Source organism: Escherichia albertii, from assembly GCF_028622335.1.
In the GTDB taxonomy this organism is placed as follows: Bacteria; Pseudomonadota; Gammaproteobacteria; order Enterobacterales; family Enterobacteriaceae; genus Escherichia; species Escherichia albertii.
The window spans coordinates 1621501-1646822 of record NZ_CP117568.1 but is presented as its reverse complement, the minus strand read 5'-3'; the positions used below and the strand labels follow the sequence as shown (position 1 = coordinate 1646822).

The following is a 25322-nucleotide window of genomic DNA, read 5'->3' as shown; positions in this document are numbered from 1 at the left end:
AGTCTGGTGAATATGCGACATATTTTTCAACGAATTTTGTCCCGACGGCTGTGGCTGGCGGGGTTGCCTTGTCTGGCGTTGCTGGGCTGTGTGCAGAGCCATAATAAGCCCGCTATTGATACATCAGCAGAAGAAAAAATTCCGGTTTATCAACTGGCTGATTATCTGGCAACCGAGTGTAGCGATATCTGGGCGCTGCAAGGTAAATCAACCGAAACTAACCCACTTTATTGGTTGCGGGCGATGGATTGTGCTGAACGTTTAATGCCAGCGCAGTCGCGTCAGCAAGCCCGCAAATATGACGACGGTAGCTGGCAAAATACCTTTAAACAAGGGATCTTGCTTGCCGACGCCAAAATCACGCCTTATGAACGCCGCCAGCTGGTCGCGCGCATTGATGCGTTAAGTACCGAGATCCCGGCGCAAGTGCGCCCGTTGTATCAACTCTGGCGCGACGGTCAGGCGCTGCAATTGCAACTGGCGGAAGAGCGTCAACGCTACAGTAAACTTCAGCAGACCAGTGACAACGAACTGGATACCTTGCGTCAGCAACATCAACTCTTACAGCAGCAACTGGAACTGACGACCCGCAAGCTGGAAAATCTGACGGATATTGAACGTCAGCTTTCGACCCGAAAACCGGGCGGAAATTTTGTGCCGGATACGTCGCACGAGACTGAAAAGTCTGCGCCATCCACCAATGAGGTCACTCCAAATGAGCCATAAATCAGCGCATTTATTATTGGTTGATGACGACCCAGGGTTACTGAAATTACTTGGTCTTCGCTTGATCAGCGAGGGCTACAGCGTGGTCACGGCGGAAAGCGGCGCTGAGGGGCTGAGAGTACTCAATCGCGAAAAAGTGGATTTGGTGATCAGCGATTTGCGCATGGATGAAATGGACGGCATGCAGTTGTTTGCTGAAATCCAGAAAGTGCAGCCGGGAATGCCGGTAATTATCCTCACCGCGCATGGCTCCATTCCCGATGCGGTTGCTGCAACACAGCAGGGCGTGTTCAGTTTCCTGACTAAACCCGTTGATAAAGACGCGCTGTATCAGGCGATTGACGATGCGCTGGAGCAATCCGCGCCAGCCACTGATGAACGTTGGCGTGAGGCGATAGTCACCCGCAGTCCGCTAATGTTGCGTTTGCTGGAACAGGCGCGGCTGGTGGCGCAGTCAGATGTTAGCGTTTTGATTAATGGTCAGAGCGGCACCGGGAAAGAGATTTTTGCCCAGGCTATCCACAATGCCAGCCCGCGCAACAGCAAACCGTTTATTGCTATTAACTGTGGCGCATTGCCTGAGCAGTTGCTGGAATCAGAACTGTTCGGTCATGCACGCGGCGCGTTTACTGGCGCGGTCAGCAATCGCGAAGGCTTATTTCAGGCAGCGGAAGGCGGTACGCTGTTTCTCGATGAGATTGGCGACATGCCCGCGCCGTTGCAGGTCAAACTGCTGCGTGTATTGCAGGAGCGTAAAGTCCGTCCGTTGGGGAGCAACCGCGATATTGATATTGACGTGAGGATTATTTCCGCGACTCACCGTGACCTGCCAAAAGCAATGGCGCGTGGAGAGTTCCGTGAGGATCTCTATTACCGCCTCAACGTCGTCAGCCTGAAAATTCCGACACTGGCGGAGCGCACGGAAGATATTCCCCTACTGGCAAACCATTTGTTGCGCCAGGCGGCAGAGCGACATAAACCGTTTGTCCGCGCGTTCTCCACCGATGCAATGAAGCGTCTGATGGCCGCCGCCTGGCCGGGTAATGTGCGCCAGTTGGTCAACGTGATTGAACAGTGCGTGGCGCTGATTTCATCGCCAGTGATTAGCGATGCGCTGGTGGAGCAGGCGCTGGAGGGCGAAAATACGGCGCTGCCAACTTTTGTTGAGGCGCGTAATCAATTTGAGCTCAACTACTTGCGTAAGCTGCTGCAAATTACCAAAGGCAACGTCACTCATGCGGCGAGAATGGCGGGGCGCAACCGGACAGAATTTTATAAACTGCTTTCCCGACACGAGCTGGATGCAAACGATTTCAAGGAATGAATCGAGGTAATGTGTTACGTTTAGCAGATCAAAAGACAGGCGACCTTTTCAAGGAATAGCATGAAAAAGATTGATGCGATTATTAAACCCTTCAAGCTGGACGATGTCCGCGAAGCGCTGGCTGAAGTCGGCATTACCGGTATGACGGTCACCGAAGTGAAAGGTTTTGGCCGTCAGAAAGGCCATACCGAGCTGTATCGTGGCGCGGAGTATATGGTGGACTTTCTGCCGAAGGTGAAAATTGAGATCGTCGTACCAGATGACATTGTGGATATCTGCGTAGACACTATTACTCGTACGGCGCAAACCGGTAAAATCGGTGACGGTAAAATCTTCGTCTTCGACGTGGCGCGAGTCATTCGTATCCGTACTGGCGAGGAAGACGACGCGGCGATTTAAACCGCGTCAAGATTGCCGGATGAATGGCATCATCCGGCAATCTCAAATCACAACACCTTATGCGGGCCAAAGCATTCGTAATGAATATTCTCCTGCTTCACGCCCAGCTCAACTAGCTGTTTCGCAGCAAACTGCATGAAGCCAACCGGGCCGCAGAGGTAGAACTGCATGGCCGGGTCGCTGAACGAGCCTTCCAGTTTGCTCAAATCCATCAGACCTTCGCTATCAAACTGACCTTTTGCGCGATCGGTTTCGCTCGGCTGGCGATACCAGGTGTGCGCGGTAAAGTGCGGCAGTGATTGCCCCAGTTCCTTAACTTCATCGGCAAAGGCGTGGACATCGCCATTTTCTGCCGCATGGAACCAGTTAACCTGGGCGTTGTGACCTGCTTTTGCCAGCGTGTCGAGCATTGCCAGCATGGGTGTTTGCCCAACGCCCGCAGAGATCAGTGTCACCGGCGTGTCATTCGCGACATCCATAAAGAAATCACCCGCCGGAGCGACCAGTTTCACGACATCGCCAACGTTGGCATGGTTATGCAGCCAGTTGGAAACTTGTCCGCCATCTTCACGTTTCACCGCAATTCGATAGCCTTTACCATCCGGTTTGCGGGTCAAAGAGTACTGGCGAATTTCCTGGTGCGGGAAGCCTTCCGGCTTCAACCAGACGCCGAGGTATTGTCCTGGACGGTATTCTGCTACCGGGCCGCCATCGACCGGTTCCAGTTCGAAGCTGGTGATAAGCGTACTGCGCGGTGTTTTAGCCACAATGCGGAAATCGCGGGTACCTTCCCAGCCACCGACTTTGCTGGCGTTCTCGTTATAAATCTCTGCCTCGCGATTGATAAACACATTCGCCAGCACGCCATAGGCTTTACCCCAGGCGTCCAGCACTTCCTGTCCCGGGCTGAACATTTCATCCAGCGTTGCCAGCAGGTGTTCGCCAACGATGTTGTATTGCTCCGGTTTGATCTGGAAGCTGGTGTGTTTCTGCGCGATTTTTTCTACTGCTGGTAGCAGGGCTGGCAGGTTTTCGATATTACTGGCGTAGGCGGCAATGGCGTTAAACAGGGCTTCACGTTGATCGCCATTACGCTGGTTACTCATGTTAAAAATTTCTTTGAGTTCAGGATTATGAGTAAACATGCGGTCGTAGAAATGGGCGGTTAATTTCGGCCCTGTTTCCACCAGTAAAGGGATAGTGGCTTTTACTGTAGCGATGGTTTGAGCGTCAAGCATATGGTCTTCCTTTTTTTGCATCTTAATTGATGTATCTCAAATGCATCTTATAAAAAATAGCCCTGCATTGTAAATGGTTCTTTGTCGTTTTTCGTTGAGAATGTGACAAGGTGAATAATTTGCATCACAAACTTGAAAAGAAATCCGTTACCAGACATAAGTTCTTAATACTCCAAAGCCTTGTCCAGCTTAAAGGTAATCGTTTGCGTAAATTCCTTTGTCAAGACCTGTTATCGCACAATGATTCGGTTATACTGTTCGCCGTTGTCCATCAGGACCGCCGAAATTAGGCGAAAAAATTTTATTGTTAGCTGAGTCAGGAGATGCGGATGTTAAAGCGTGAAATGAACATTGCCGATTATGATGCCGAACTGTGGCAGGCTATGGAGCAGGAAAAAGTACGTCAGGAAGAGCACATCGAACTGATCGCCTCCGAAAACTACACCAGCCCGCGCGTAATGCAGGCGCAGGGGTCTCAGCTAACCAACAAATATGCTGAAGGTTATCCGGGCAAACGCTACTACGGCGGTTGCGAGTATGTTGATATCGTCGAACAACTGGCGATCGATCGCGCGAAAGAACTGTTCGGCGCTGACTACGCTAACGTTCAGCCGCACTCCGGCTCTCAGGCTAACTTTGCAGTCTACACCGCGTTGCTGGAACCCGGCGATACCGTTCTGGGTATGAACCTGGCGCACGGCGGCCACCTGACTCACGGTTCTCCGGTTAACTTCTCCGGTAAGCTGTACAACATTGTTCCTTACGGTATTGATGCGACCGGTCATATCGACTACGCAGATCTGGAAAAACAAGCCAAAGAACACAAGCCGAAAATGATTATCGGCGGCTTCTCTGCATACTCCGGTGTGGTTGACTGGGCGAAAATGCGTGAAATCGCTGACAGTATCGGCGCTTACCTGTTTGTTGATATGGCGCACGTTGCGGGTCTGGTTGCCGCTGGCGTCTATCCGAACCCGGTTCCTCATGCTCACGTTGTGACTACTACCACTCACAAAACTCTGGCGGGTCCGCGCGGCGGCCTGATTCTGGCGAAAGGCGGTAGCGAAGAGCTGTACAAAAAACTGAACTCTGCTGTCTTCCCAGGTGGTCAGGGTGGTCCGCTGATGCACGTTATTGCGGGTAAAGCAGTCGCGCTGAAAGAAGCAATGGAGCCAGAGTTCAAAACTTACCAGCAGCAGGTCGCGAAAAACGCCAAAGCGATGGTAGAAGTGTTCCTTGAGCGCGGCTACAAAGTGGTTTCCGGCGGCACTGATAACCACCTGTTCCTGGTTGATCTGGTTGATAAAAACCTGACCGGTAAAGAAGCTGATGCCGCTCTGGGCCGTGCCAACATCACCGTCAACAAAAACAGCGTACCAAACGATCCGAAGAGCCCGTTTGTAACTTCCGGTATTCGCGTGGGTACTCCGGCGATTACGCGTCGCGGCTTCAAAGAAGCAGAAGCGAAAGAGCTGGCTGGCTGGATGTGTGACGTGCTGGACAGCATCAATGATGAAGCGGTTATTGAGCGCATCAAAGGTAAAGTTCTCGACATCTGCGCACGTTACCCGGTTTACGCATAAGCAAAACGGTGATTTGCTGACAATGTGCTCGTTGTTCATGCCGGATGCGGTGTGAACATCTTATTTGGCCTACAAAATCTTGCAAATTCAATATATTGCAATCTGCATGTAGGCCTGATAAGCGTAGCGCATCAGGCAATTTTACGTTTGTCTTTAGTCTGAAAGGCTTCCTTCGGGAAGCTTTTTTACCTTATCGCACCATCAAATCTGGCGTAACTGCGCTTCAACATACAAATAGCCAATTCCCAGCACCTGTTGTGCGCGGCTTAATTGCCCGAAGCCAATCTGTGTCGCTTTCACGCTCGGTCCTTCGTCGCGGTCGAACGGATTAAACCCCGTCTGGCGAATAATGGTATTAAGCCAGTTCTCACCAAAGGCACAACTGCGACCGTACAACCAAATCTGATTAATATTGAGGATGTTGAGAAAGTTATACAGACTCAAACCAATGGCGTTTGCAGAGCGGTCAACCCAACTGGTGATCCACGGTTCTCCACTCAGCCAGGCCGCAATCAATTGCGCGGTGGTTAGTTTTTCGGGATCAAGCTGAGTATTGTCCGGTTGTGATTTTAGCCATACTCGCGCCTGTTTTTTTAATGCGCTTAACGAGGCAACGGTTTCCAGACAGCCATAGCGTCCGCAGTCGCAGGAGACGCCATCGGGGTTAACGATAGTGTGGCCGATTTGTCCGCTGCCATACAAACTGCCGCGATAAATTTGTTCGTTAATCACAAACGACGAGCCAATACCGTAATCGACGTTGATCACGCAAAAATCGCGCCCTTGTGCATTGTTTTGCCATTTTTCCGCCAGCGCCAGCATCACACAGTCATTGTCGACCATTACCCGAATGCCCAGCTTTTCTTCCAGTAAATATTTCACCTCAACTGGCGTTTTCCACGGTGCTTGCGGCATCGTTTGCGACACGCCAGTTACCGGATCTACCTGACCGTGAATTGCCAGTGCCAGGTTGATGGTTCGCTCAGGCCACAGTTTGCGATGGCGATGCCAGCATTTTTCGATTTCGGACAGCAGCGCCTGCGGTGTCGGGGCATTTATCTGAAAATACTCAAATTCACCTTTCGGACTTAAACAGGCATTGGCAACCTGACACTCAATACTGGTGGGCGTAACGTTCAGACACAGCGTCCAGTCACCTTCTGGAGCGATCAACCACGTTCCGCTGCTATGTCCGCGCGTCTTGCTTTCATCGTCGATATTCACTACCCGCTTTTCGTTTTCCAGCTCCTGCAAAATATTACTGACCGCCGGAATCGAAATTTGCGCCAGCCGGGCAAGAGTGGATTTACTGGCGCGTTTTTGTCGGTACAGCAGTTCCAGAATCACGCATTTGTTGTGGTGGCGGATCTGTTGATTGTTAATGCAGGCTTTCATATTCACTAAACCTTGTTTAGTTAATTGCGTGATTATTCCGCGAAAACAGTGCCAGATTGTTCAATACACTGCCACAAATCTTTTAATTCAGTATGTCTTGTTAATATTGAGGGCACCATGACTCCAGTAAAAGTGTGGCAAGAGCGCGTTGAGATCCCGACTTATGAAACCGGGCCGCAGGATATACACCCTATGTTCCTGGAAAATCGCGTTTATCAGGGATCGTCCGGCGCGGTTTATCCCTACGGTGTGACCGATACGCTGAGCGAGCAGAAAACCCTGAAATCCTGGCAGGCAGTATGGCTGGAAAACGACTACATCAAAGTGATGATCCTGCCGGAGCTGGGCGGACGTGTGCATCGCGCGTGGGATAAAGTAAAGCAGCGTGATTTTGTTTATCACAATGAGGTGATAAAGCCAGCATTGGTGGGGTTGTTGGGGCCGTGGATTTCCGGGGGCATCGAGTTTAACTGGCCGCAACACCATCGCCCAACCACCTTTATGCCCGTTGATTTCACCATTGAAGCGCATGACGATGGCGCACAGACCGTATGGGTCGGTGAAACAGAGCCGATGCATGGTCTTCAGGTGATGACCGGTTTTACGCTACGCCCCGAGCGTGCGGCGCTGGAAATCGCCAGCCGCGTCTATAACGGTAACGCTACGCCACGCCATTTTTTGTGGTGGGCTAATCCGGCAGTGAAAGGCGGGGAAGGGCATCAGAGTGTTTTCCCACCGGATGTAACTGCGGTGTTTGATCATGGCAAACGGGCCGTCTCCGCTTTCCCCATCGCCACTGGCACCTATTACAAAGTGGACTACTCTGTTGGGGTGGATATCTCTCGCTATAAAAACGTACCCGTACCGACCTCATACATGGCCGAAAAATCACAGTACGATTTTGTTGGTGCGTGGTGTCACGATGAAAATGGTGGTTTGTTACACGTTGCCAACCACCACATTGCGCCAGGTAAAAAACAGTGGAGCTGGGGACACAGTGAATTTGGTCAGGCGTGGGATAAGAGTCTGACCGATAACAATGGCCCGTATATTGAACTGATGACCGGCATTTTTGCCGATAACCAACCTGATTTTACCTGGCTGGATGCTTATGAAGAGAAGCGTTTCGAGCAATATTTCCTGCCTTACCATTCTCTGGGCATGGTGCAAAACGCCTCCCGCGATGCGGTGATTAAATTACAGCGTAGTGAGCGCGGCATTGAGTGGGGGCTGTATGCCATCTCCCCGCTGAGTGGATATCGTCTGGCGATCCGCGAAATCGGCAAATGCAAAGCGTTACTCGACGATACCGTTGCACTGACGCCCGCGACCGCTATTCAGGGCGTATTGCACGGTATCGATCCGGGCAGGCTGACCATCGAACTTTCCGATGCCGACGGCAATATTGTACTGAGTTATCAGGAACATCAGCCGCAAGCGTTGCCGTTGCCAGACGTCGCTAAAGCGCCGCTGGCAGCACAAGACATTGCCAGTACAGATGAAGCCTGGTTTATCGGCCAGCATCTGGAGCAATACCATCACGCCAGCCGTTCACCATTCGATTACTACCTGCGCGGCGTGGCGTTGGATCCACTCGATTATCGCTGCAACCTGGCGCTGGCGATGCTGGAATATAACCGCGCAGATTTCCCGCAAGCGGTGGTATATGCCAGTCAGGCGCTGAAACGCGCACATGCGCTGAATAAAAATCCGCAGTGCGGACAAGCCAGTTTGATTCGCGCCAGTGCTTACGAACGTCAGGGACAATATCAAAAAGCCGAAGAAGATTTCTGGCGTGCGGTCTGGAGCGGCAACAGTAAAGCGGGCGGCTATTACGGCCTGGCACGGCTGGCAGCGCGTGATGGTAACGTCGAGGCTGGGCTCGATTTTTGCCAACAAAGCCTGCGCGCCTGCCCAACCAACCAGGAAGTGCTTTGCCTGCATAATCTACTGTTGCTGTTAAGCGGTCGTCGGGACAATGCGCGTTTACAGCGCGAAAAACTGCTGCGCGATTATCCGCTGAACGCCACTCTGTGGTGGCTGAACTGGTTCGATGGTCGTAGCGAGTCTGCCCTCGCCCGGTGGCGCGGTCTGTGTCAGGGGCGCGATGTTAACGCTCTGATGACCGCCGGGCAACTGATTAACTGGGGAATGCCCGCCCTGGCGGCAGAGATGCTGAATGCGCTGGATTGTCAGCGCACGCTGCCGCTTTACCTGCAAGCCAGCTTGTTGCCGAAAGCCGAACGCGGCGAACTGGTCGCAAAAGCTATTGATGTCTTCCCGCAATTTGTCCGCTTTCCCAATACGCTGGAAGAAGTCGCGGCGCTGGAGAGTATCGATGAATGTTGGTTTGCTCGTCACTTACTGGCCTGTTTTTACTACAACAAGCGCAGTTACAGTAAAGCCATTGCCTTATGGCAACGTTGTGTTGAGATGTCGCCGGAGTTTGCCGACGGCTGGCGTGGGCTGGCGATCCACGCGTGGAACAAACAACATGATTATGAGCTGGCTGCCCGTTATCTTGATAATGCATACCAACTGGCGCCACAGGATGCACGCCTGCTTTTTGAACGAGATTTGCTGGATAAAATAGCCGGCGTATCACCAGAAAAGCGACTTACACGTCTGGAAGCGCATCTTGATGTTGCCCTGAAACGTGATGACATGACCGCAGAACTGCTGAATCTGTGGCATCTCACCGGGCAGACAGACAAAGCGGCGGACATTCTCGCCACACGCAAATTCCACCCGTGGGAAGGCGGGGAAGGGAAGGTCACCAGTCAGTTTATCCTCAACCAGCTATTACGCGCCTGGCAGCACTTTGCTGCGAAACAACCGCAGGAAGCTGGCAAATTGCTTCATGCCGCTCTGCACTACCCGGAGAATTTGAGCGAAGGGCGTTTACCGGGGCAAACTGACAACGACATCTGGTTCTGGCAGGCGATATGCGCCAAAGCACAGGGCGATGAAACTGAAGCGACGCGCTGCTTACGTCTGGCGGCGACCGGCGATCGCACCATTAACATCCACAGTTATTACAACGATCAGCCGGTTGATTATCTCTTCTGGCAAGGAATGGCGCTGCGACTGCTGGGCGAACGACAAACTGCGCAACACCTGTTTAGTGAAATGAAACAGTGGGCGCAAGAGATGGCGAAAGCCAGTATCGAAGCGGATTTCTTTGCTGTCTCGCAACCCGATTTGTTATCGCTATATGGCGATTTGCAACAGCAGCATAAAGAAAAATGCCTGATGGTGGCAATGCTGGCGGCCGCGGGATTAGGCGAGATTGCGCAATATGAATCTGCTCGTCTTGAATTGACAGCGATTAATCCGGCATGGCCAAAAGCAGCATTATTCGCCACCGTTATGCCATTTATTTTTCAACTCGTTCACTAAAGCTTGTTAACTGTAATGTTTGAGCGGCGCGTACTGCCGCTCATTGCCAAATAATTAAAATAAGCTGTTGTTAATAAAAACCCTACAGGAGGCACTATGCCTAAAAAAATCAGAACAACCCGTAATCTGTTATTAATGGTTACGCTATTGGGTAGCGCACTATTTGCCAACGCTTCGGAAAAAGAAATGACCATTGGCGCAATATACCTTGATACTCAGGGATATTATGCCGGTGTGCGTCAGGGTGTTCAGGATGCAGCAAAAGATTCCTCAGTACAGGTACAGTTAATTGAAACTAACGCCCAGGGCGATATTTCGAAAGAAAGTACCTTTGTCGATACGCTTGTAGCGCGTAATGTCGATGCCATTATTTTGTCGGCAGTTTCTGAAAATGGCAGTAGCCGTACCGTTCGCCGCGCCAGTGAAGCGGGCATTCCGGTGATTTGCTACAACACCTGTATTAATCAGAAAGGCGTTGATAAATATGTCTCGGCTTATCTGGTAGGTGACCCGCTGGAATTTGGTAAAAAATTGGGTAATGCTGCCGCCGATTATTTTATTGCCAACAAAATTGACCAGCCGAAAATTGCCGTCATCAATTGCGAAGCTTTTGAAGTTTGTGTTCAACGACGTAAAGGCTTCGAGGAAGTATTAAAAGCTCGCGTTCCCGGCGCACAAATTGTCGCTAATCAGGAAGGCACTGTTTTAGATAAAGCGATTTCCGTTGGTGAAAAACTGATTATCTCTACGCCGGATCTCAACGCCATTATGGGGGAATCAGGTGGTGCGACGCTCGGCGCGGTAAAAGCGGTACGCAATCAAAATCAGGCTGGAAAAATTGCTGTCTTTGGTTCGGATATGACCACCGAAATTGCCCAGGAGCTGGAAAATAATCAGGTACTGAAAGCGGTGGTGGATATTTCTGGTAAGAAGATGGGGAATGCTGTTTTCGCCCAAACGTTGAAGATTATCGATAAAAAAGCCGACGGTGAAAAAGTAATTCAGGTGCCTATCGACCTCTATACCAAAACGGAAGACGGTAAACAGTGGCTGACAACGCACGTTGATGGTCTGCCCTAATCGCTGACTCGCAGAGGTTCCTATGTTCACGGCAACAGAGGCAGTTCCGGTAGCAAAAGTGGTGGCAGGAAATAAGCGTTACCCCGGCGTTGTTGCGCTGGATAACGTCAACTTCACGCTCAATAAAGGCGAAGTTCGCGCGCTGTTAGGTAAAAACGGCGCGGGTAAATCGACTCTTATTCGGATGCTCACCGGCAGCGAGCGACCAGATAGCGGTGATATCTGGATTGGTGAGACGCGGCTGGAAGGCGATGAAGCCACACTGACCCGACGCGCTGCTGAACTTGGAGTCCGGGCGGTTTATCAGGAGTTAAGTCTGGTGGAAGGATTGACCGTGGCGGAAAACCTCTGCCTCGGTCAATGGCCCCGACGCAACGGCATGATTGATTACTCGCAAATGGCGCAGGATGCTCAACGTTGCTTACAAGCGTTGGGTGTCGATGTTAGCCCTGAACAGCTTGTTTCTATGCTAAGCCCGGCGCAAAAACAGCTAGTGGAAATTGCGCGGGTGATGAAGGGTGAACCGCGCGTGGTCATTCTTGATGAGCCCACCAGTTCGCTCGCCAGTGCGGAAGTTGAACTGGTGATTAGCGCCGTGAAAAAAATGTCAGCACTGGGCGTGGCGGTTATTTATGTCAGCCACCGGATGGAAGAAATCCGCCGCATTGCCTCCTGTGCCACCGTCATGCGTGATGGTCAGGTGGCGGGTGATGTGATGCTCGAAAACACCTCAACCCGCCATATTGTGTCGCTGATGCTCGGGCGCGATCACGTTGATATTGCACCGGTTGCAGCTCAGGAGATTGCGGACCAGACCGTACTGGAAGTTCGCGCGTTACGCCACAGACCAAAACTTACGGAGATCAGTTTTTCCCTGCGTCGCGGCGAAGTGCTCGGCATTGCTGGCCTGCTGGGGGCTGGGCGCAGTGAATTGCTGAAAGCGATCGTTGGCCTGGAGGCGTATGAACAGGGTGAAATTGTTGTCAACGGCGAGAAAATCACGCGCCCCGATTACGGCGACATGCTGAAACGCGGCATTGGCTATACGCCAGAAAACCGCAAAGAAGCAGGGATCATTCCCTGGCTGGGCGTTGACGAAAATACAGTGCTGACTAATCGACAAAAAATTAGCGCCAACGGCGTGCTGCAATGGTCCACTATCCGCCGCCTGACCGAAGAGGTGATGCAGCGGATGACGGTCAAGGCTGCCAGTAGCGAAACGCCCATCGGCACGCTTTCTGGCGGTAATCAGCAAAAAGTGGTGATTGGTCGTTGGGTGTATGCCGCCAGCCAGATTTTGTTGCTCGACGAGCCAACGCGCGGCGTCGATATCGAAGCCAAACAGCAGATCTACCGTATTGTCCGCGAACTGGCAGCCGAAGGAAAAAGCGTGGTGTTTATCTCCAGTGAAGTGGAGGAGTTACCGCTGGTGTGCGACCGCATTCTGTTGTTACAGCACGGTACGTTCTCGCAGGAGTTTCACTCTCCGGTCAATGTGGATGATCTGATGTCCGCCATTCTGTCTGTGCACTGATGAATTTTACCGAGGAACCTGAAGATGTCTGCTTCGTCATTACCATTGCCGCAGGGCAAGAGCGTCTCGCTCAAACAATTTGTCAGTCGCCATATTAATGAGATCGGTTTGCTGGTGGTGATTGCCATTCTGTATCTGGTCTTCTCTCTGAATGCGCCTGGCTTTATCTCATTGAATAACCAGATGAACGTGCTGCGCGATGCTGCCACCATCGGGATCGCCGCCTGGGCGATGACGCTGATTATTATCTCCGGTGAAATTGATGTCAGCGTTGGGCCGATGGTGGCTTTTGTCTCGGTGTGCCTGGCATTTTTGCTGCAATTTGACGTTCCGCTGGCGATTGCTTGTCTGCTGGTGTTGCTGTTAGGCGCGCTGATGGGGACGCTGGCCGGGGTGCTGCGCGGTGTGTTTAACGTGCCAAGTTTCGTTGCCACGCTGGGGTTGTGGAGCGCTCTGCGCGGTATGGGCCTGTTTATGACTAACGCCCTGCCCGTGCCGATTGACGAAAACGAGGTGCTGGACTGGCTGGGTGGACAATTTCTCGGTGTGCCAGTGTCCGCGCTGATCATGATGGTGTTGTTTGCGTTGTTTGTGTTCATCAGCCGCAAAACCGCCTTCGGACGCTCGGTTTTTGCCGTTGGCGGTAATGCTACGGCGGCGCAGTTGTGCGGCATCAACGTCCGGCGGGTTCGCATTCTCATTTTTACCCTTTCAGGACTATTAGCGGCGGTGACCGGCATTTTGTTGGCGGCGCGCCTCGGTTCTGGTAACGCAGGGGCAGCAAACGGTCTGGAGTTTGACGTGATTGCTGCGGTCGTGGTCGGCGGCACAGCGCTTTCCGGCGGGCGCGGTTCGTTATTCGGTACGCTGCTTGGTGTGTTGGTAATTACGCTAATCGGTAACGGTCTGGTATTGCTCGGGATTAACTCTTTTTTCCAGCAGGTGGTCCGCGGCGTCATCATCGTGGTGGCAGTCCTGGCGAATATCTTGTTGACCCAGCGAAGCAGTAAAGCGAAACGCTAAACCTTAACGCCCCTGGCGCGGGTGCGGCAGGGATGAAAATTAATCGTATTGTTAATGAGGGATTTATGAAAACGATGCTGGCAGCTTATTTACCAGGAAATTCGACCGTCGATCTGCGGGAAGTTGCGGTGCCGACGCCGGGGATTAACCAGGTACTGATCAAAATGAAATCCTCCGGGATTTGCGGAAGCGATGTCTACTATATCTATCATCAACACCGTGCCACGGCAGCCGCGCCCGATAAACCGTTATACCAGGGGTTTATCAACGGTCATGAACCGTGCGGGCAGATTGTGGCGATGGGGCAAGGCTGTCGCCATTTCAAAGAGGGTGACCGCGTGCTGGTGTATCACATTTCCGGTTGTGGCTTTTGCCCGAACTGCCGTCGCGGTTTTCCTATCTCCTGCACCGGTGAAGGAAAAGCCGCTTACGGCTGGCAGCGTGACGGCGGTCATGCCGAATACCTGCTGGCGGAAGAAAAAGATCTGATCCTCCTGCCAGACGCGCTGAGCTACGAAGATGGCGCGTTTATCAGTTGCGGTGTTGGTACGGCGTATGAAGGGATTTTGCGCGGCGAGGTTTCCGGTAGCGATAACGTGCTGGTGGTTGGTCTGGGGCCGGTCGGGATGATGGCGATGATGCTGGCGAAAGGTCGCGGTGCAAAACGGATCATCGGTGTTGATATGTTGCCGGAACGTCTGGCGATGGCGAAACAGCTAGGGGTGATGGATCACGGCTATTTAGCGACCACCGAAGGTCTGCCGCAGATCATCGCTGAACTCACTCATGGCGGTGCGGATGTTGCGCTTGATTGTTCCGGTAATGCTGCGGGGCGCTTGCTGGCATTGCAATCTACCGCCGACTGGGGGCGAGTGGTTTACATTGGCGAAACCGGAAAAGTGGAATTTGAGGTCAGCGCTGACCTGATGCATCACCAACGCAGAATTATTGGCTCCTGGGTGACCAGCTTGTTCCATATGGAAAAATGCGCCCACGATTTGACTGACTGGAAACTGTGGCCGCGTAACGCTATTACCCATCGCTTCTCACTGGAGCAGGCGGGAGATGCTTACGCGCTAATGGCGAGCGGCAAATGCGGGAAAGTCGTGATCAACTTCCAGGATTAAGGAGTAGAGGATGGCCATCTATACCCTATCTCAGGGGGCGCTAAAGCTTGAGGTTTCCGATCAGGGCGGTGTAATTGAAGGCTTCTGGCGTGACGCCGCCCCGCTGCTGCGTCCGGGGAAAAAAAGCGGCGTTGCTACCGACGCTTCCTGTTTTCCGCTGGTTCCGTTTGCTAATCGGGTGAGCGGTAATCGTTTTGTCTGGCAGGGACGTGAATATCAACTACAACCGAATGTTGAATGGGATGCGCATTATCTGCACGGGGACGCCTGGCTGGGTCAGTGGCAATGCGTCTCGCGTAGCGATGATAGCTTGTGTCTGGTGTATGAACATTGCAGCGGTGTTTATCATTACCGGGCAAGTCAGGCATTTCATCTGACGACGGATGAACTGAAGGTGACGCTATCGGTAACGAATTTGAGCGCAGAAACTCTGCCATTTGGTACTGGCTGGCATCCTTATTTTCCGTTGGCGCCGCAAACGCGGATTCAGGCGCAGGCAAGCGGTTACTGGCTGGAGCGGGAACAGTGGCTGGCAGGTGAGTTTTGCGAGCAGTTACCCCGGGAGCTGGATTTCAATCATCTCGCGCCGTTACCGCGTCAGTGGGTGAACAATGGCTTTGCTGGCTGGAATGGTCAGGCCCGCATCGAGCAACCGCAGGAGGGGTACGCCATCATCATGGAAACGACGCCGCCTGCACCATGTTATTTCATCTTTGTTTCTGACCCGGCGTTTGATAAAGGGTATGCGTTTGATTTCTTCTGTCTGGAACCGATGAGCCATGCGCCGGATGACCATCATCGCCCGAAAGGTGGTGACCTCATTGCGCTTGCGCCGGGGGAATCAACAACCTCAGAGATGTCGTTGCGGGTTGCGTTGCTGTAATTTATAAAATGCCGGATAAGGCGTTCACGCCGCATCCGGCATCTTTCCTAACGTCGATCGAGAGAAATCGCTCCCGGGCCGGTAATCGCCAGCAGCAAAAATGCGCCAGCAATACTGACATTCTTCCAGAAATTAATCATATTTGGCCCGACGGCATCACCGGTCATATCCCAGTAATGGTGACCAATCACCGCCGTACCCAGCGTGTAGAAAATAAACAGCACCGCCAGCGGACGGGTGAAAAAGCCAAGTACGATTAATATTGCCGCGGGCACTTCCATAATGACCGCAATAATTGCTGCCAGCATTGGCATCGGTGCGCCCAGTGAGGCCATATATTGTACTGTACCGTCAAAGCCCATCATTTTGGGAAAACCAAAAATAATGAAAATCAAAACGATGGCGATTCGGGCAATTAATAACAAAACGGGGCTGGCGGCGCCAAAATCAAAATAACGTAGAGTGTTCATAACCAATCCTTTTGCAAGATGATGTGATTTAAACGTAATACACACTCTTGCACCTCGCCATGCTCCAGGCGTTGAGATATTCGCTAATTATCCAGGTCTGGTATAACGGCATATTGTTGACAACGTGCGCGTTGTTTCATGTTGGATACGGTGCAAACGCCTTGTCCGTCTGACATGAATCTGTCAGTTTTATAAATTGCCAGAGGTGATAAGCCAGGCGCATCGGGCAATTTAGCCTTTGTCACTCGTCTCATCGTTCTGTTCTTTTTTCCATATTGCGTCGTGGGCCGCACTTTTTTGTCGTTTTCTGATAAGCATGGCAACCGTCAGGAAGCTCACTCGAATATTCTTATTTTTCAACTTGCACCAACATTCGATTAACTTCAGACTAACGCCTCCTGACGGGAGGGACTCATGGTTTTGCAATCCACGCGCTGGTTGGCGCTCGGTTATTTCACATACTTTTTTAGCTACGGCATCTTTTTGCCTTTCTGGAGCGTCTGGCTTGAGGGAGTTGGTTTAACGCCAGAAACTATCGGTCTGTTGTTAGGGACAGGACTGGTTGCCCGCTTCCTCGGTAGTTTGATAATTGCGCCGCGTGTAAGCGATCCTTCTCGCCTGATTTCCGCGCTGCGGGTGCTGGCGTTGCTGACGCTGCTTTTTGCCATTGCCTTCTGGGCAGGGGCGCACGTAGCGTGGCTGATGGTCGTCATGATCGGCTTCAACCTTTTTTTCTCGCCATTGGTTCCGTTGACCGACGCGCTGGCCAATACCTGGCAAAAGCAGTTTCCTCTTGATTACGGCAAAGTACGACTTTGGGGCTCGGTAGCGTTTGTCATAGGTTCGGCGCTGACGGGAAAACTGGTCAGCGTGTTCGACTATCGGGTCATTCTGACGATGTTGACGCTAGGCGTGGCATCCATGCTGCTTGGTTTTCTGCTTCGCCCAACCATTCAACCGCAGGGGGTTAGTCGCCAGCAGGAGAGCACAGGCTGGGCGGCATGGCTGGCGCTGGTTCGTCAGAACTGGCGTTTTCTTGCCTGCGTTTGTTTATTGCAGGGGGCACATGCGGCCTATTACGGTTTTAGCGCCATTTACTGGCAGGCTGCTGGGTATTCTGCTTCGGCGGTAGGGTATTTGTGGTCATTGGGCGTAGTGGCAGAAGTGATCATCTTTGCGCTGAGTAATAAACTTTTCCGTCGCTGCAGTGCTCGCGATATGTTGTTGATCTCGGCGATTTGCGGAGCGGTTCGCTGGGGGATTATGGGCGCGACTACTGAATTGCCGTGGTTGATATTAGTACAAATTCTGCACTGCGGTACCTTTACTGTTTGCCACCTGGCCGCTATGCGCTATATAGCCGCCCGTCAGGGCAGCGAAGTCATCCGTTTGCAGGCGGTTTATTCTGCCGTCGCGATGGGCGGAAGTATTGCCATCATGACCGTCTTCGCCGGTTTCCTGTATCAATATCTGGGGCACGGCGTGTTCTGGGTGATGGCTTTAGTGGCGCTTCCGGCAATGTTTTTGCGCCCGAAAGTCGTTCCTTCATGCTGATTCAAGCATTTTTCGGATCTGTTCCTGTTGATGTATGGTCAGGTTCTGGTCCGTATGAATTAGTGGCGGCGAAAAGAGCGGTAACGGGATGGTATAAGGCGCAATAATCAGTGCAGCGTTTCGCGGCGCGCCATTTTTTAAAAATGTCTTCACGGACATATGCTTAATATTGAGTGGCAGTAGCGTCAGTTCACGTAACTGCTGCTCAATATAGGCTTCTCTTTCGCTGTCATTGCCCGTCAGCAGAAGGATCTGTTTTTCGTGAATCTCATTTGCCTGCATCAACCATGCGCCGAAAATCACCGCTACCAGGCCACTTTCTTCATTGGAAAAACGAACATTGTATTCACTTTCAAACCCGGCCAGCGCTGCGCGAGTGGTTCGGACCAGACGAGGATAGAGTCGGCCAAACTCTTCTGGCAAAGTATTATCAATACCGATAGCAAACAAACTGCGGTGTAATGCCTGGGCGAGATGTGTATAAAGCTGATCGCATAACCCCTGTTCATCATAGAAATTAACATTTCCCAGCTCGCGAAAATGGTGTACCAGACGAACGATAGCCTGACGTAATTGCCGATCGCGTTGATGAGTATCCCTCAATGGATCAGGGGTCCGTAGCATGGAAAAAAGTATTGCCATAAACAACGGTTCATCTGGTGGTACTGGCTGGAGTGCCCGGCGTTGCCAGTGGCGGCCAATCTCCTGCGCCACCTGAAATTCAAGGCTGGATTCAGCCCAGCGACGTTGCAGCGGGTTAAATTGTGGCGTGATTCCGGCATGATGTTGCAACAGGCAATATTGTAGATACAGGCACAGAAAATGAGTATCACGTGCTTCAAAGCGTTTTTGTAACCGGCGCGAGCAGAGATTAACTAAAGCTTGCAGATTTGTGTCGTCATAAAAGTTGCGGGCAATCCCCCGACGCCTTAGTTCATCCTTTAAAGCGGGAGTGAAACGGTGGGTAATAAATGACGGACATAAACGGAAACCGCGTCGTAACCAGTGAAACAAACATAAACGTTGGTTAAGCACTGTACCTTCAATCCGGTAGCCGCCGTCATAACCAGTAGTGAGTGTGAGTTGATGATAGCGGAGGATTTCTTGTCCTGTTTCGCTGATATCGCGCACCGCAATATCATCATCCACACCGTTAAGCTCGCTGAAAGTTGCCGTGGTGGCACGCAACCCCGGCTGAAATAGCGTCAGCAATATCTGGCAGCGGCGCTGGGGAGCTGAAAGTACAGATGGTGGAGCAAGCGTAGGCATCATCTGTGGACCTCCCATAAGCATAATTGATAAGAATAGCTAAAGTTTGCTTATGGAAATGGTGAATGGAATGCTAATCATCAGAAATGTTGGTCAACGTCACAGAATTTTTCTCATGTTAAACTGTTGTGAATAGTGAAATACCTCGCCTTAAGGTTATTTTATAAATTTTTCTCTCTCTGGCGGTTACAGGTTAGTTCTGCAGATTCAACGCACTAAGGATAAAATCTGCCATCTGATCGCGATAAACATCACCATGACGATCGGAAAAGGCATCAATATGCTCGCCGTCAGGGATCAGGATCAGACGTTTGGGCTCTTTCGCCAGGTTATACAATTTTTCGCTGTGCTGCCACGGGATAACGTGATCGGCTTTACCGTGAATCAGTAAAAGTGGAATCGGACTGACGCTGGCGATGTAGTTTTCGCCGCTGTAACTCTCATCAAGTAAGTAGCCGCTGCCGGGGATCATTTGGTTGGCGATGGTTGAGTAAGAAGCAAATGTGGAGTCGAGGATCACCGCGCGTATACCTTCACGATCTCCCATCCCAATAACATCGAGGATGTTTGCGCCGCCGATACTTTGACCGAACAGCACCAATCGTTGTGGGTTTACATCACTGCGATGGCGCACCACATTGATGGCGCTTTGTGTATCGTCCAGTAATCCGGCTTGTGATGGCGTTCCTTTTGACTTACCAAACCCGCGATAATCAAACATGAATACATTGAAATTGCGATCGGGTAACCAACTGACCAGCGGCCAGTGTGCGGACATATTCCCGGCATTGCCATGAGCATGGATAACAGTCGCGATGGCTTTTTCGGCGGGACCCGTCGACGAAGGAATAAACCATCCTTGCAGGTGAGTGCCATCTTTGGCAGTAAATTCAACAGATTCTGCCGCCCAGGGGTCGGGACCATAAATCTTGTCATCTGGATAATAGAAGAAGTTGATGGCGACGCGCGGTACTAAATAAATGCAGAAAGCAGCAACAAAGAGAATAAACAGAATTTTGAGAACGCGTTTGTTTACTGGCAGCGCCATAACCTTTCCTTGTGACTTCTTTATCATCCATTAATCGGGGAAAGATGGTGGGAGAGTGGCGAAAGAAAGTAAAGCGGTGAGGAAGTATTTCGGAATAGCGCCTGAAAGGCGAGGGCGGGTGAGTGGATATCACCCGCCTGAGTCATTAACGCTTCAGAGCGTCGCTTAACTCGTCACGCATGTTCGCCAGCATGGCTTTAACAACGCGTGGGTTACCGGCAACGATGTTACCGGTCAGCATGTAGTTATGACCACCGGTAAAGTCGCTGACGATGCCGCCCGCTTCACGAACCAGCAGCTCGCCTGCCGCGAAATCCCACGGACGCAGACCGATTTCAAAGAAACCGTCAACGCGACCAGCAGCCACATAGGCCAGATCCAGCGCTGCAGAACCAGTACGACGGAAGTCAGCGCATTCGCTGAACAGTTTGCCAACAATGTTGATGTAGGTGGCGGCGTACTGTTTTGCTTTGAACGGGAAGCCAGTTGCCAGAATAGTGCCGTCGAGATCGCGAGCGGTGCTACCGCGCAGACGATAGCCGTTCAACTGTGCGCCCTGACCGCGAGTCGCGGTGAACAGTTCGTTACGCATAGGATCGTAAACCACAGCAACTTCTGTGCGGCCTTTAATACGAACAGCGATAGATACCGCGAAGTGCGGCAGACGTTTGATAAAGTTGGTGGTGCCATCCAGTGGATCGATAACCCATTGAACATCCTGATCGGTACCTTCAAGTTCACCGCTTTCTTCGGTGATGATGGTGTGCTGCGGGTAAGATTTACGAATCGTGTCGATAATCACCGCTTCGGCAGCTTTATCTACGTTGGTCACGAAATCGTTGCTGCCTTTCTGGCTCGCTTCTACAGCGTCCGGGGTTTCATAGTTTTTGGCAATTAAATTACCCGCCTTGCGCGCTGCGCGCACGGCGATGTTCAGCATCGGATGCATCGGTCTCTCTCACTGGATGTTAAAGAACGGGAAAACGGCGCAGAGTATAGCAGCGAGATCGGAATCTGTCTTCGTTTTATGATAAGATGCGCAAATAATCTTTAGACGAAGAAAGACAATGCTGCAAAATATTCGAATTGTGCTGGTGGAGACGTCACACACCGGCAATATGGGGTCTGTTGCCCGGGCTATGAAAACAATGGGATTAACCAATCTGTGGCTGGTTAATCCACTGGTGAAACCTGACTCCCAGGCGATTGCCCTGGCCGCAGGGGCCAGCGATGTGATTGGTAATGCTCACATCGTCGATACGCTCGACGAAGCGTTAGCCGGTTGTAGCCTGGTGGTTGGCACCAGCGCGCGTTCGCGCACGTTGCCGTGGCCAATGCTCGACCCGCGTGAATGCGGGCTGAAAAGCGTCGCCGAAGCCGCTAATACGCCAGTGGCGCTGGTTTTTGGTCGCGAGCGCGTTGGCCTGACCAATGAAGAATTGCAGAAATGCCATTACCATGTCGCGATTGCGGCTAACCCGGAATACAGCTCGTTGAACCTGGCGATGGCCGTACAGGTTATTACTTATGAAGTGCGCATGGCCTGGCTGGCGACTCAGGAAAACGGCGAGCAGGTTGAGCATGAAGAGACGCCGTATCCGCTGGTCGATGATCTGGAGCGTTTTTATGGTCATCTCGAACAAACGCTGTTGGCAACCGGTTTTATTCGTGAAAACCATCCGGGGCAGGTGATGAATAAGCTGCGTCGTCTGTTTACCCGTGCGCGCCCGGAAAGCCAGGAGTTGAATATCCTGCGCGGGATTCTGGCTTCTATTGAGCAGCAGAATAAAGGTAACAAGGCCGAATAACCGTTATTGCCTGATGTGATGCGTAATGCGTCTTATCAGGCCTACAGTGTACAGACCCGTAGGTCGGATAAGGCGTTCACGCCGCATCCGACAACAGGTACAAACGCCACGAAAAAAATGGCACTGAAGGTTAAATACCCGACTAAATCAGTCAAGTAAATAGTTGACCAAATTACTCGGGAATGTCAGACTTGACCCTGCTATGCAATACCCCCACTTTTACAATAAAAAACCCCGGGCAGGGGCGAGTTTGAGGTGAAGTAAGACATGAGACTGACATCTAAAGGGCGCTATGCCGTGACCGCAATGCTGGACGTTGCGCTCAACTCCGAAGCAGGCCCGGTACCGTTGGCTGATATTTCTGAACGTCAGGGAATTTCCCTTTCTTATCTGGAACAACTGTTTTCCCGTCTGCGTAAAAATGGTCTGGTTTCCAGCGTACGTGGACCAGGCGGTGGTTATCTGTTAGGCAAAGATGCCAGCAGCATCGCCGTTGGCGAAGTGATTAGCGCCGTTGACGAATCTGTAGATGCCACCCGTTGTCAGGGTAAAGGCGGCTGCCAGGGCGGCGATAAGTGCCTGACCCACGCGCTGTGGCGTGATTTGAGCGACCGTCTCACCGGTTTTCTCAATAACATTACTTTAGGCGAACTGGTTAATAACCAGGAAGTGCTGGATGTGTCTGGTCGTCAGCATACTCACGACGCGCCACGCAGCAATCGTAACGATGCAATTGATGTTAAGTTGCGCGCATAAAAGATAAAAAGTATTCAGAATCAGGCCGGGGCGTATCGCGCTCCGTAAACACGGTCGTACATCCAGCCGGTAGCCTGATTCCTTGCATTGAGTGATGTACGGAGTTTATAGAGCAATGAAATTACCGATTTATCTCGACTACTCCGCAACCACGCCGGTGGACCCGCGTGTTGCCGAGAAAATGATGCAGTTTATGACGATGGACGGAACCTTTGGTAACCCGGCCTCCCGTTCTCACCGTTTCGGCTGGCAGGCTGAAGAAGCGGTAGATATCGCCCGTAATCAGATTGCCGATCTGGTTGGTGCTGACCCGCGTGAAATCGTCTTTACCTCTGGTGCAACCGAATCTGACAACCTGGCGATCAAAGGTGCTGCCAACTTTTATCAGAAAAAAGGCAAGCACATCATCACCAGTAAAACCGAACACAAAGCGGTACTGGATACCTGCCGCCAGCTGGAGCGCGAAGGTTTCGAAGTCACCTATCTGGCGCCGCAGCGTAACGGCATTATCGATCTGAAAGAACTCGAAGCGGCGATGCGTGACGACACCATCCTTGTTTCTATCATGCACGTAAATAACGAAATCGGCGTGGTGCAGGATATCGCGGCTATCGGCGAAATGTGCCGTGCTCGTGGCATTATCTATCACGTTGATGCTACTCAGAGTGTGGGCAAACTGCCTATCGACCTGAGCCAGTTGAAAGTTGACCTGATGTCTTTCTCCGGCCACAAAATCTATGGCCCGAAAGGTATCGGTGCACTGTATGTGCGTCGTAAACCGCGCGTACGCATTGAAGCGCAAATGCACGGTGGCGGTCACGAGCGCGGTATGCGTTCCGGCACGCTGCCTGTTCACCAGATCGTCGGTATGGGCGAAGCCTATCGCATCGCAAAAGAAGAGATGGCGACCGAGATGGAACGTCTGCGTGGCCTGCGTAACCGTCTGTGGAACGGCATCAAAGATATCGAAGAAGTTTACCTGAACGGTGACCTGGAACACGGTGCGCCGAACATTCTCAACGTCAGCTTCAACTACGTTGAAGGTGAGTCGCTGATTATGGCGCTGAAAGACCTCGCGGTTTCTTCAGGTTCCGCCTGTACGTCTGCAAGCCTCGAACCGTCCTACGTGCTGCGCGCGCTGGGGCTGAACGACGAGCTGGCACATAGCTCTATCCGTTTCTCTTTAGGTCGTTTTACTACTGAAGAAGAGATCGACTACACCATCGAGTTAGTTCGTAAATCCATCGGTCGTCTGCGTGACCTTTCTCCGCTGTGGGAAATGTACAAGCAGGGCGTGGATCTGAACAGCATCGAATGGGCTCATCATTAATCGGTATCGGAATCAGGAGAATTTATAATGGCTTACAGCGAAAAAGTTATCGACCATTACGAGAATCCGCGTAACGTGGGTTCCTTTGACAATAACGACGAGAACGTCGGCAGCGGCATGGTGGGGGCACCGGCCTGTGGCGACGTGATGAAGTTGCAGATTAAAGTCAACGATGAAGGTATCATTGAAGACGCGCGTTTTAAAACTTATGGCTGCGGTTCCGCTATTGCTTCCAGCTCTCTGGTGACCGAATGGGTGAAAGGGAAGTCTCTGGAAGAAGCTCAAGCGATCAAAAACACCGATATTGCTGAAGAACTTGAACTGCCGCCGGTGAAAATTCACTGTTCTATTCTGGCAGAAGACGCGATCAAAGCCGCCATTGCGGACTATAAAAGCAAACGTGAAGCAAAATAAGAGTTGAGGTTTGGTTATGTCGATTACACTGAGCGACAGTGCAGCAGCGCGAGTAAATACCTTTCTGGCTAACCGCGGTAAAGGGTTTGGCCTGCGTCTGGGCGTGAGAACCTCCGGTTGTTCAGGTATGGCTTATGTACTGGAATTTGTTGACGAACCGACGCCGGAAGACATCGTGTTTGAAGACAAAGGCGTGAAAGTCGTGGTCGATGGCAAAAGCCTGCAATTTCTGGACGGTACGCAACTGGACTTCGTAAAAGAAGGCCTGAACGAAGGGTTTAAATTCACCAACCCGAACGTTAAAGATGAGTGTGGTTGCGGCGAAAGCTTCCACGTTTGATGCGCATACCCGATAACCCCACCGTGGTCGCCTGCGCGTGGGGTTTGTTTTACCTGATCCGCTGCTATTGCAGTGGATCGCAGCCCTGAGAATGTTATGGATTACTTCACCCTCTTTGGCTTGCCTGCCCGTTATCAAGTCGATACCCAGGCGCTAAGCCTGCGTTTTCAGGATCTACAACGTCAGTATCATCCTGATAAATTCGCCAGTGGAAGCCCGGCGGAGCAACTCGCCGCTGTACAGCAATCTGCAACTATTAACCAGGCATGGCAAACGTTACGTCATCCGTTGATGCGGGCGGAATATCTGCTTTCGCTGCACGGTTTTGATCTCGCCAGCGAACAGCATACTGTGCGCGACACGACCTTTCTGATGGAACAGCTGGAACTGCGCGAAGAACTGGACGAGATCGAACAGGCGAAAGATGAAGCGCGGCTGGAAAGCTTTATCAAACGTGTGAAAAAAATGTTTGATACCCGCCATCAGCTGATGGTTGAACAGTTAGACAATGAGACGTGGGACGCGGCGGCGGATACCGTGCGTAAGCTGCGTTTTCTCGATAAACTGCGAAGCAGTGCCGAACAACTCGAAGAAAAACTGCTCGATTTTTAATTTCTGGAAG

23 protein-coding genes are annotated in these 25322 nt (G+C 51.7%); 17 read left to right on the top strand and 6 right to left on the bottom strand.

Annotation, left to right across the window (positions count from 1 at the left end; translation table 11 throughout):
* Nucleotides 1-12: 12 nt before the first annotated feature.
* Genes qseG through glnB form a run of 3 tightly spaced genes read left to right on the top strand, consistent with a single transcriptional unit; the run spans nt 13 to nt 2449 of the window.
* Complete coding sequence (gene qseG / locus PS053_RS07985; RefSeq protein ID WP_024164742.1) at nt 13-726, top strand: two-component system QseEF-associated lipoprotein QseG; 714 nt, start codon at nt 13-15, stop codon at nt 724-726.
* Nucleotides 716-2050 carry a two-component system response regulator GlrR gene (gene glrR, locus PS053_RS07980; protein ID WP_256879212.1) on the top strand — a complete coding sequence of 445 codons (1335 nt, stop codon included), beginning with the start codon at nt 716-718 and terminating at the stop codon, nt 2048-2050. The genes qseG and glrR overlap by 11 nt, the downstream gene beginning before the upstream one ends.
* Nucleotides 2051-2110: 60 nt before the next feature.
* Nucleotides 2111-2449 (top strand): nitrogen regulatory protein P-II, encoded by a 339-nt coding sequence (glnB, locus tag PS053_RS07975; RefSeq protein WP_000717692.1) that lies wholly within the window; start codon nt 2111-2113, stop codon nt 2447-2449.
* A gap of 47 nt (nt 2450-2496) precedes the next feature.
* Here glnB and hmpA read toward each other — a convergent pair whose 3' ends face one another.
* Nucleotides 2497-3687: an NO-inducible flavohemoprotein gene (gene hmpA / locus PS053_RS07970; protein ID WP_059219101.1), complete on the bottom strand. Its 1191-nt coding sequence runs from the start codon at nt 3685-3687 to the stop codon at nt 2497-2499.
* 329 nt (nt 3688-4016) lie between these two features.
* On the opposite strand from hmpA, the gene glyA reads away from it, so the two are divergent.
* Nucleotides 4017-5270, top strand: coding sequence for a serine hydroxymethyltransferase (gene glyA, locus PS053_RS07965; protein ID WP_000919159.1), 1254 nt, complete (start codon nt 4017-4019; stop codon nt 5268-5270).
* A 201-nt stretch (nt 5271-5471) separates the two neighbouring features.
* Here the strand turns inward: glyA and PS053_RS07960 are convergent, their stop codons facing one another.
* Nucleotides 5472-6665 carry an ROK family protein gene (locus PS053_RS07960; RefSeq protein WP_010342872.1) on the bottom strand — a complete coding sequence of 398 codons (1194 nt, stop codon included), beginning with the start codon at nt 6663-6665 and terminating at the stop codon, nt 5472-5474.
* 117 nt (nt 6666-6782) lie between these two features.
* Here PS053_RS07960 and PS053_RS07955 point away from each other — a divergent pair, with 117 nt between their 5' ends.
* The 6 genes from PS053_RS07955 (at nt 6783) to PS053_RS07930 (ending at nt 15711) form a co-directional block, all read left to right on the top strand.
* Nucleotides 6783-10064 carry a DUF5107 domain-containing protein gene (locus PS053_RS07955; protein WP_054411145.1) on the top strand — a complete coding sequence of 1094 codons (3282 nt, stop codon included), beginning with the start codon at nt 6783-6785 and terminating at the stop codon, nt 10062-10064.
* A gap of 96 nt (nt 10065-10160) precedes the next feature.
* Nucleotides 10161-11144 carry a substrate-binding domain-containing protein gene (locus PS053_RS07950; RefSeq protein WP_025238568.1) on the top strand — a complete coding sequence of 328 codons (984 nt, stop codon included), beginning with the start codon at nt 10161-10163 and terminating at the stop codon, nt 11142-11144.
* A 22-nt stretch (nt 11145-11166) separates the two neighbouring features.
* The gene (locus PS053_RS07945) at nt 11167-12678 is read left to right on the top strand and encodes a sugar ABC transporter ATP-binding protein (RefSeq protein ID WP_105198417.1); all 1512 of its coding nucleotides are present in this window, start codon (nt 11167-11169) and stop codon (nt 12676-12678) included.
* Between the two features lie 24 nt (nt 12679-12702).
* Complete coding sequence (locus PS053_RS07940) at nt 12703-13701, top strand: ABC transporter permease (protein ID WP_025238570.1); 999 nt, start codon at nt 12703-12705, stop codon at nt 13699-13701.
* Between the two features lie 32 nt (nt 13702-13733).
* Complete coding sequence (locus PS053_RS07935) at nt 13734-14828, top strand: zinc-dependent alcohol dehydrogenase family protein (protein ID WP_256879213.1); 1095 nt, start codon at nt 13734-13736, stop codon at nt 14826-14828.
* A 10-nt stretch (nt 14829-14838) separates the two neighbouring features.
* Nucleotides 14839-15711, top strand: coding sequence for an aldose 1-epimerase (locus tag PS053_RS07930; RefSeq protein WP_001029472.1), 873 nt, complete (start codon nt 14839-14841; stop codon nt 15709-15711).
* Nucleotides 15712-15758: 47 nt separating this feature from the next.
* Here the strand turns inward: PS053_RS07930 and PS053_RS07925 are convergent, their stop codons facing one another.
* Nucleotides 15759-16181 (bottom strand): DoxX family protein, encoded by a 423-nt coding sequence (locus PS053_RS07925; RefSeq protein ID WP_001094735.1) that lies wholly within the window; start codon nt 16179-16181, stop codon nt 15759-15761.
* A gap of 414 nt (nt 16182-16595) precedes the next feature.
* On the opposite strand from PS053_RS07925, the gene PS053_RS07920 reads away from it, so the two are divergent.
* Nucleotides 16596-17735, top strand: a complete 1140-nt coding sequence (locus tag PS053_RS07920; protein WP_256879214.1) for a 3-phenylpropionate MFS transporter — start codon at nt 16596-16598, stop codon at nt 17733-17735.
* On the opposite strand, the gene csiE is transcribed toward PS053_RS07920, so the two are convergent.
* From csiE to suhB, 3 genes are all read right to left on the bottom strand, one after another.
* On the bottom strand, nt 17727-19007 hold the full coding sequence (csiE, locus tag PS053_RS07915) for a stationary phase inducible protein CsiE (RefSeq protein ID WP_000982977.1): 1281 nt from the start codon (nt 19005-19007) through the stop codon (nt 17727-17729). The two genes, PS053_RS07920 and csiE, sit on opposite strands and share 9 nt — an antisense overlap.
* 190 nt (nt 19008-19197) lie before the next feature.
* The gene (locus PS053_RS07910) at nt 19198-20052 is read right to left on the bottom strand and encodes an alpha/beta hydrolase (protein ID WP_025238575.1); all 855 of its coding nucleotides are present in this window, start codon (nt 20050-20052) and stop codon (nt 19198-19200) included.
* 145 nt (nt 20053-20197) lie between these two features.
* Nucleotides 20198-21001 carry an inositol-1-monophosphatase gene (gene suhB, locus PS053_RS07905; RefSeq protein ID WP_000553445.1) on the bottom strand — a complete coding sequence of 268 codons (804 nt, stop codon included), beginning with the start codon at nt 20999-21001 and terminating at the stop codon, nt 20198-20200.
* Between the two features lie 118 nt (nt 21002-21119).
* Here suhB and trmJ point away from each other — a divergent pair, with 118 nt between their 5' ends.
* From trmJ to hscB, 6 genes are all read left to right on the top strand, one after another.
* On the top strand, nt 21120-21860 hold the full coding sequence (gene trmJ, locus PS053_RS07900) for a tRNA (cytosine(32)/uridine(32)-2'-O)-methyltransferase TrmJ (RefSeq protein WP_000940025.1): 741 nt from the start codon (nt 21120-21122) through the stop codon (nt 21858-21860).
* A 267-nt stretch (nt 21861-22127) separates the two neighbouring features.
* Nucleotides 22128-22616 (top strand): Fe-S cluster assembly transcriptional regulator IscR, encoded by a 489-nt coding sequence (gene iscR / locus PS053_RS07895; RefSeq protein ID WP_001241354.1) that lies wholly within the window; start codon nt 22128-22130, stop codon nt 22614-22616.
* Nucleotides 22617-22731: 115 nt separating this feature from the next.
* Entirely contained in the window at nt 22732-23946 is a 1215-nt protein-coding gene (iscS, locus tag PS053_RS07890; protein WP_001295373.1) for a cysteine desulfurase, read from the top strand.
* A gap of 27 nt (nt 23947-23973) precedes the next feature.
* Complete coding sequence (gene iscU / locus PS053_RS07885; protein ID WP_000331708.1) at nt 23974-24360, top strand: Fe-S cluster assembly scaffold IscU; 387 nt, start codon at nt 23974-23976, stop codon at nt 24358-24360.
* A 16-nt stretch (nt 24361-24376) separates the two neighbouring features.
* Nucleotides 24377-24700, top strand: a complete 324-nt coding sequence (iscA, locus tag PS053_RS07880; RefSeq protein WP_000028953.1) for an iron-sulfur cluster assembly protein IscA — start codon at nt 24377-24379, stop codon at nt 24698-24700.
* Nucleotides 24701-24796: 96 nt separating this feature from the next.
* Nucleotides 24797-25312 carry a co-chaperone HscB gene (gene hscB, locus PS053_RS07875; protein WP_000384428.1) on the top strand — a complete coding sequence of 172 codons (516 nt, stop codon included), beginning with the start codon at nt 24797-24799 and terminating at the stop codon, nt 25310-25312.
* The last annotated feature ends 10 nt before the right edge of the window (nt 25313-25322 follow it).

What these genes read in the sequence shown, in the direction of transcription:
- PS053_RS07950 (WP_025238568.1), top strand. Translation starts at nt 10,161, where the DNA reads ATGCCTAAAAAAATCAGAACAACCCGTAATCTGTTATTAATGGTTACG.
- PS053_RS07935 (WP_256879213.1), top strand. Translation starts at nt 13,734, where the DNA reads ATGAAAATTAATCGTATTGTTAATGAGGGATTTATGAAAACGATGCTG.
- iscA (WP_000028953.1), top strand. Translation starts at nt 24,377, where the DNA reads ATGTCGATTACACTGAGCGACAGTGCAGCAGCGCGAGTAAATACCTTT.
- PS053_RS07920 (WP_256879214.1), top strand. Translation starts at nt 16,596, where the DNA reads ATGGTTTTGCAATCCACGCGCTGGTTGGCGCTCGGTTATTTCACATAC.
- PS053_RS07960 (WP_010342872.1), bottom strand. Translation starts at nt 6,665, where the DNA reads ATGAAAGCCTGCATTAACAATCAACAGATCCGCCACCACAACAAATGC.
- glrR (WP_256879212.1), top strand. Translation starts at nt 716, where the DNA reads ATGAGCCATAAATCAGCGCATTTATTATTGGTTGATGACGACCCAGGG.
- PS053_RS07925 (WP_001094735.1), bottom strand. Translation starts at nt 16,181, where the DNA reads ATGAACACTCTACGTTATTTTGATTTTGGCGCCGCCAGCCCCGTTTTG.
- PS053_RS07940 (WP_025238570.1), top strand. Translation starts at nt 12,703, where the DNA reads ATGTCTGCTTCGTCATTACCATTGCCGCAGGGCAAGAGCGTCTCGCTC.
- suhB (WP_000553445.1), bottom strand. Translation starts at nt 21,001, where the DNA reads ATGCATCCGATGCTGAACATCGCCGTGCGCGCAGCGCGCAAGGCGGGT.
- trmJ (WP_000940025.1), top strand. Translation starts at nt 21,120, where the DNA reads ATGCTGCAAAATATTCGAATTGTGCTGGTGGAGACGTCACACACCGGC.
- iscS (WP_001295373.1), top strand. Translation starts at nt 22,732, where the DNA reads ATGAAATTACCGATTTATCTCGACTACTCCGCAACCACGCCGGTGGAC.
- csiE (WP_000982977.1), bottom strand. Translation starts at nt 19,007, where the DNA reads ATGATGCCTACGCTTGCTCCACCATCTGTACTTTCAGCTCCCCAGCGC.
- iscU (WP_000331708.1), top strand. Translation starts at nt 23,974, where the DNA reads ATGGCTTACAGCGAAAAAGTTATCGACCATTACGAGAATCCGCGTAAC.
- hscB (WP_000384428.1), top strand. Translation starts at nt 24,797, where the DNA reads ATGGATTACTTCACCCTCTTTGGCTTGCCTGCCCGTTATCAAGTCGAT.
- iscR (WP_001241354.1), top strand. Translation starts at nt 22,128, where the DNA reads ATGAGACTGACATCTAAAGGGCGCTATGCCGTGACCGCAATGCTGGAC.
- PS053_RS07930 (WP_001029472.1), top strand. Translation starts at nt 14,839, where the DNA reads ATGGCCATCTATACCCTATCTCAGGGGGCGCTAAAGCTTGAGGTTTCC.
- glnB (WP_000717692.1), top strand. Translation starts at nt 2,111, where the DNA reads ATGAAAAAGATTGATGCGATTATTAAACCCTTCAAGCTGGACGATGTC.
- PS053_RS07910 (WP_025238575.1), bottom strand. Translation starts at nt 20,052, where the DNA reads ATGGCGCTGCCAGTAAACAAACGCGTTCTCAAAATTCTGTTTATTCTC.
- hmpA (WP_059219101.1), bottom strand. Translation starts at nt 3,687, where the DNA reads ATGCTTGACGCTCAAACCATCGCTACAGTAAAAGCCACTATCCCTTTA.
- PS053_RS07945 (WP_105198417.1), top strand. Translation starts at nt 11,167, where the DNA reads ATGTTCACGGCAACAGAGGCAGTTCCGGTAGCAAAAGTGGTGGCAGGA.
- PS053_RS07955 (WP_054411145.1), top strand. Translation starts at nt 6,783, where the DNA reads ATGACTCCAGTAAAAGTGTGGCAAGAGCGCGTTGAGATCCCGACTTAT.
- qseG (WP_024164742.1), top strand. Translation starts at nt 13, where the DNA reads ATGCGACATATTTTTCAACGAATTTTGTCCCGACGGCTGTGGCTGGCG.
- glyA (WP_000919159.1), top strand. Translation starts at nt 4,017, where the DNA reads ATGTTAAAGCGTGAAATGAACATTGCCGATTATGATGCCGAACTGTGG.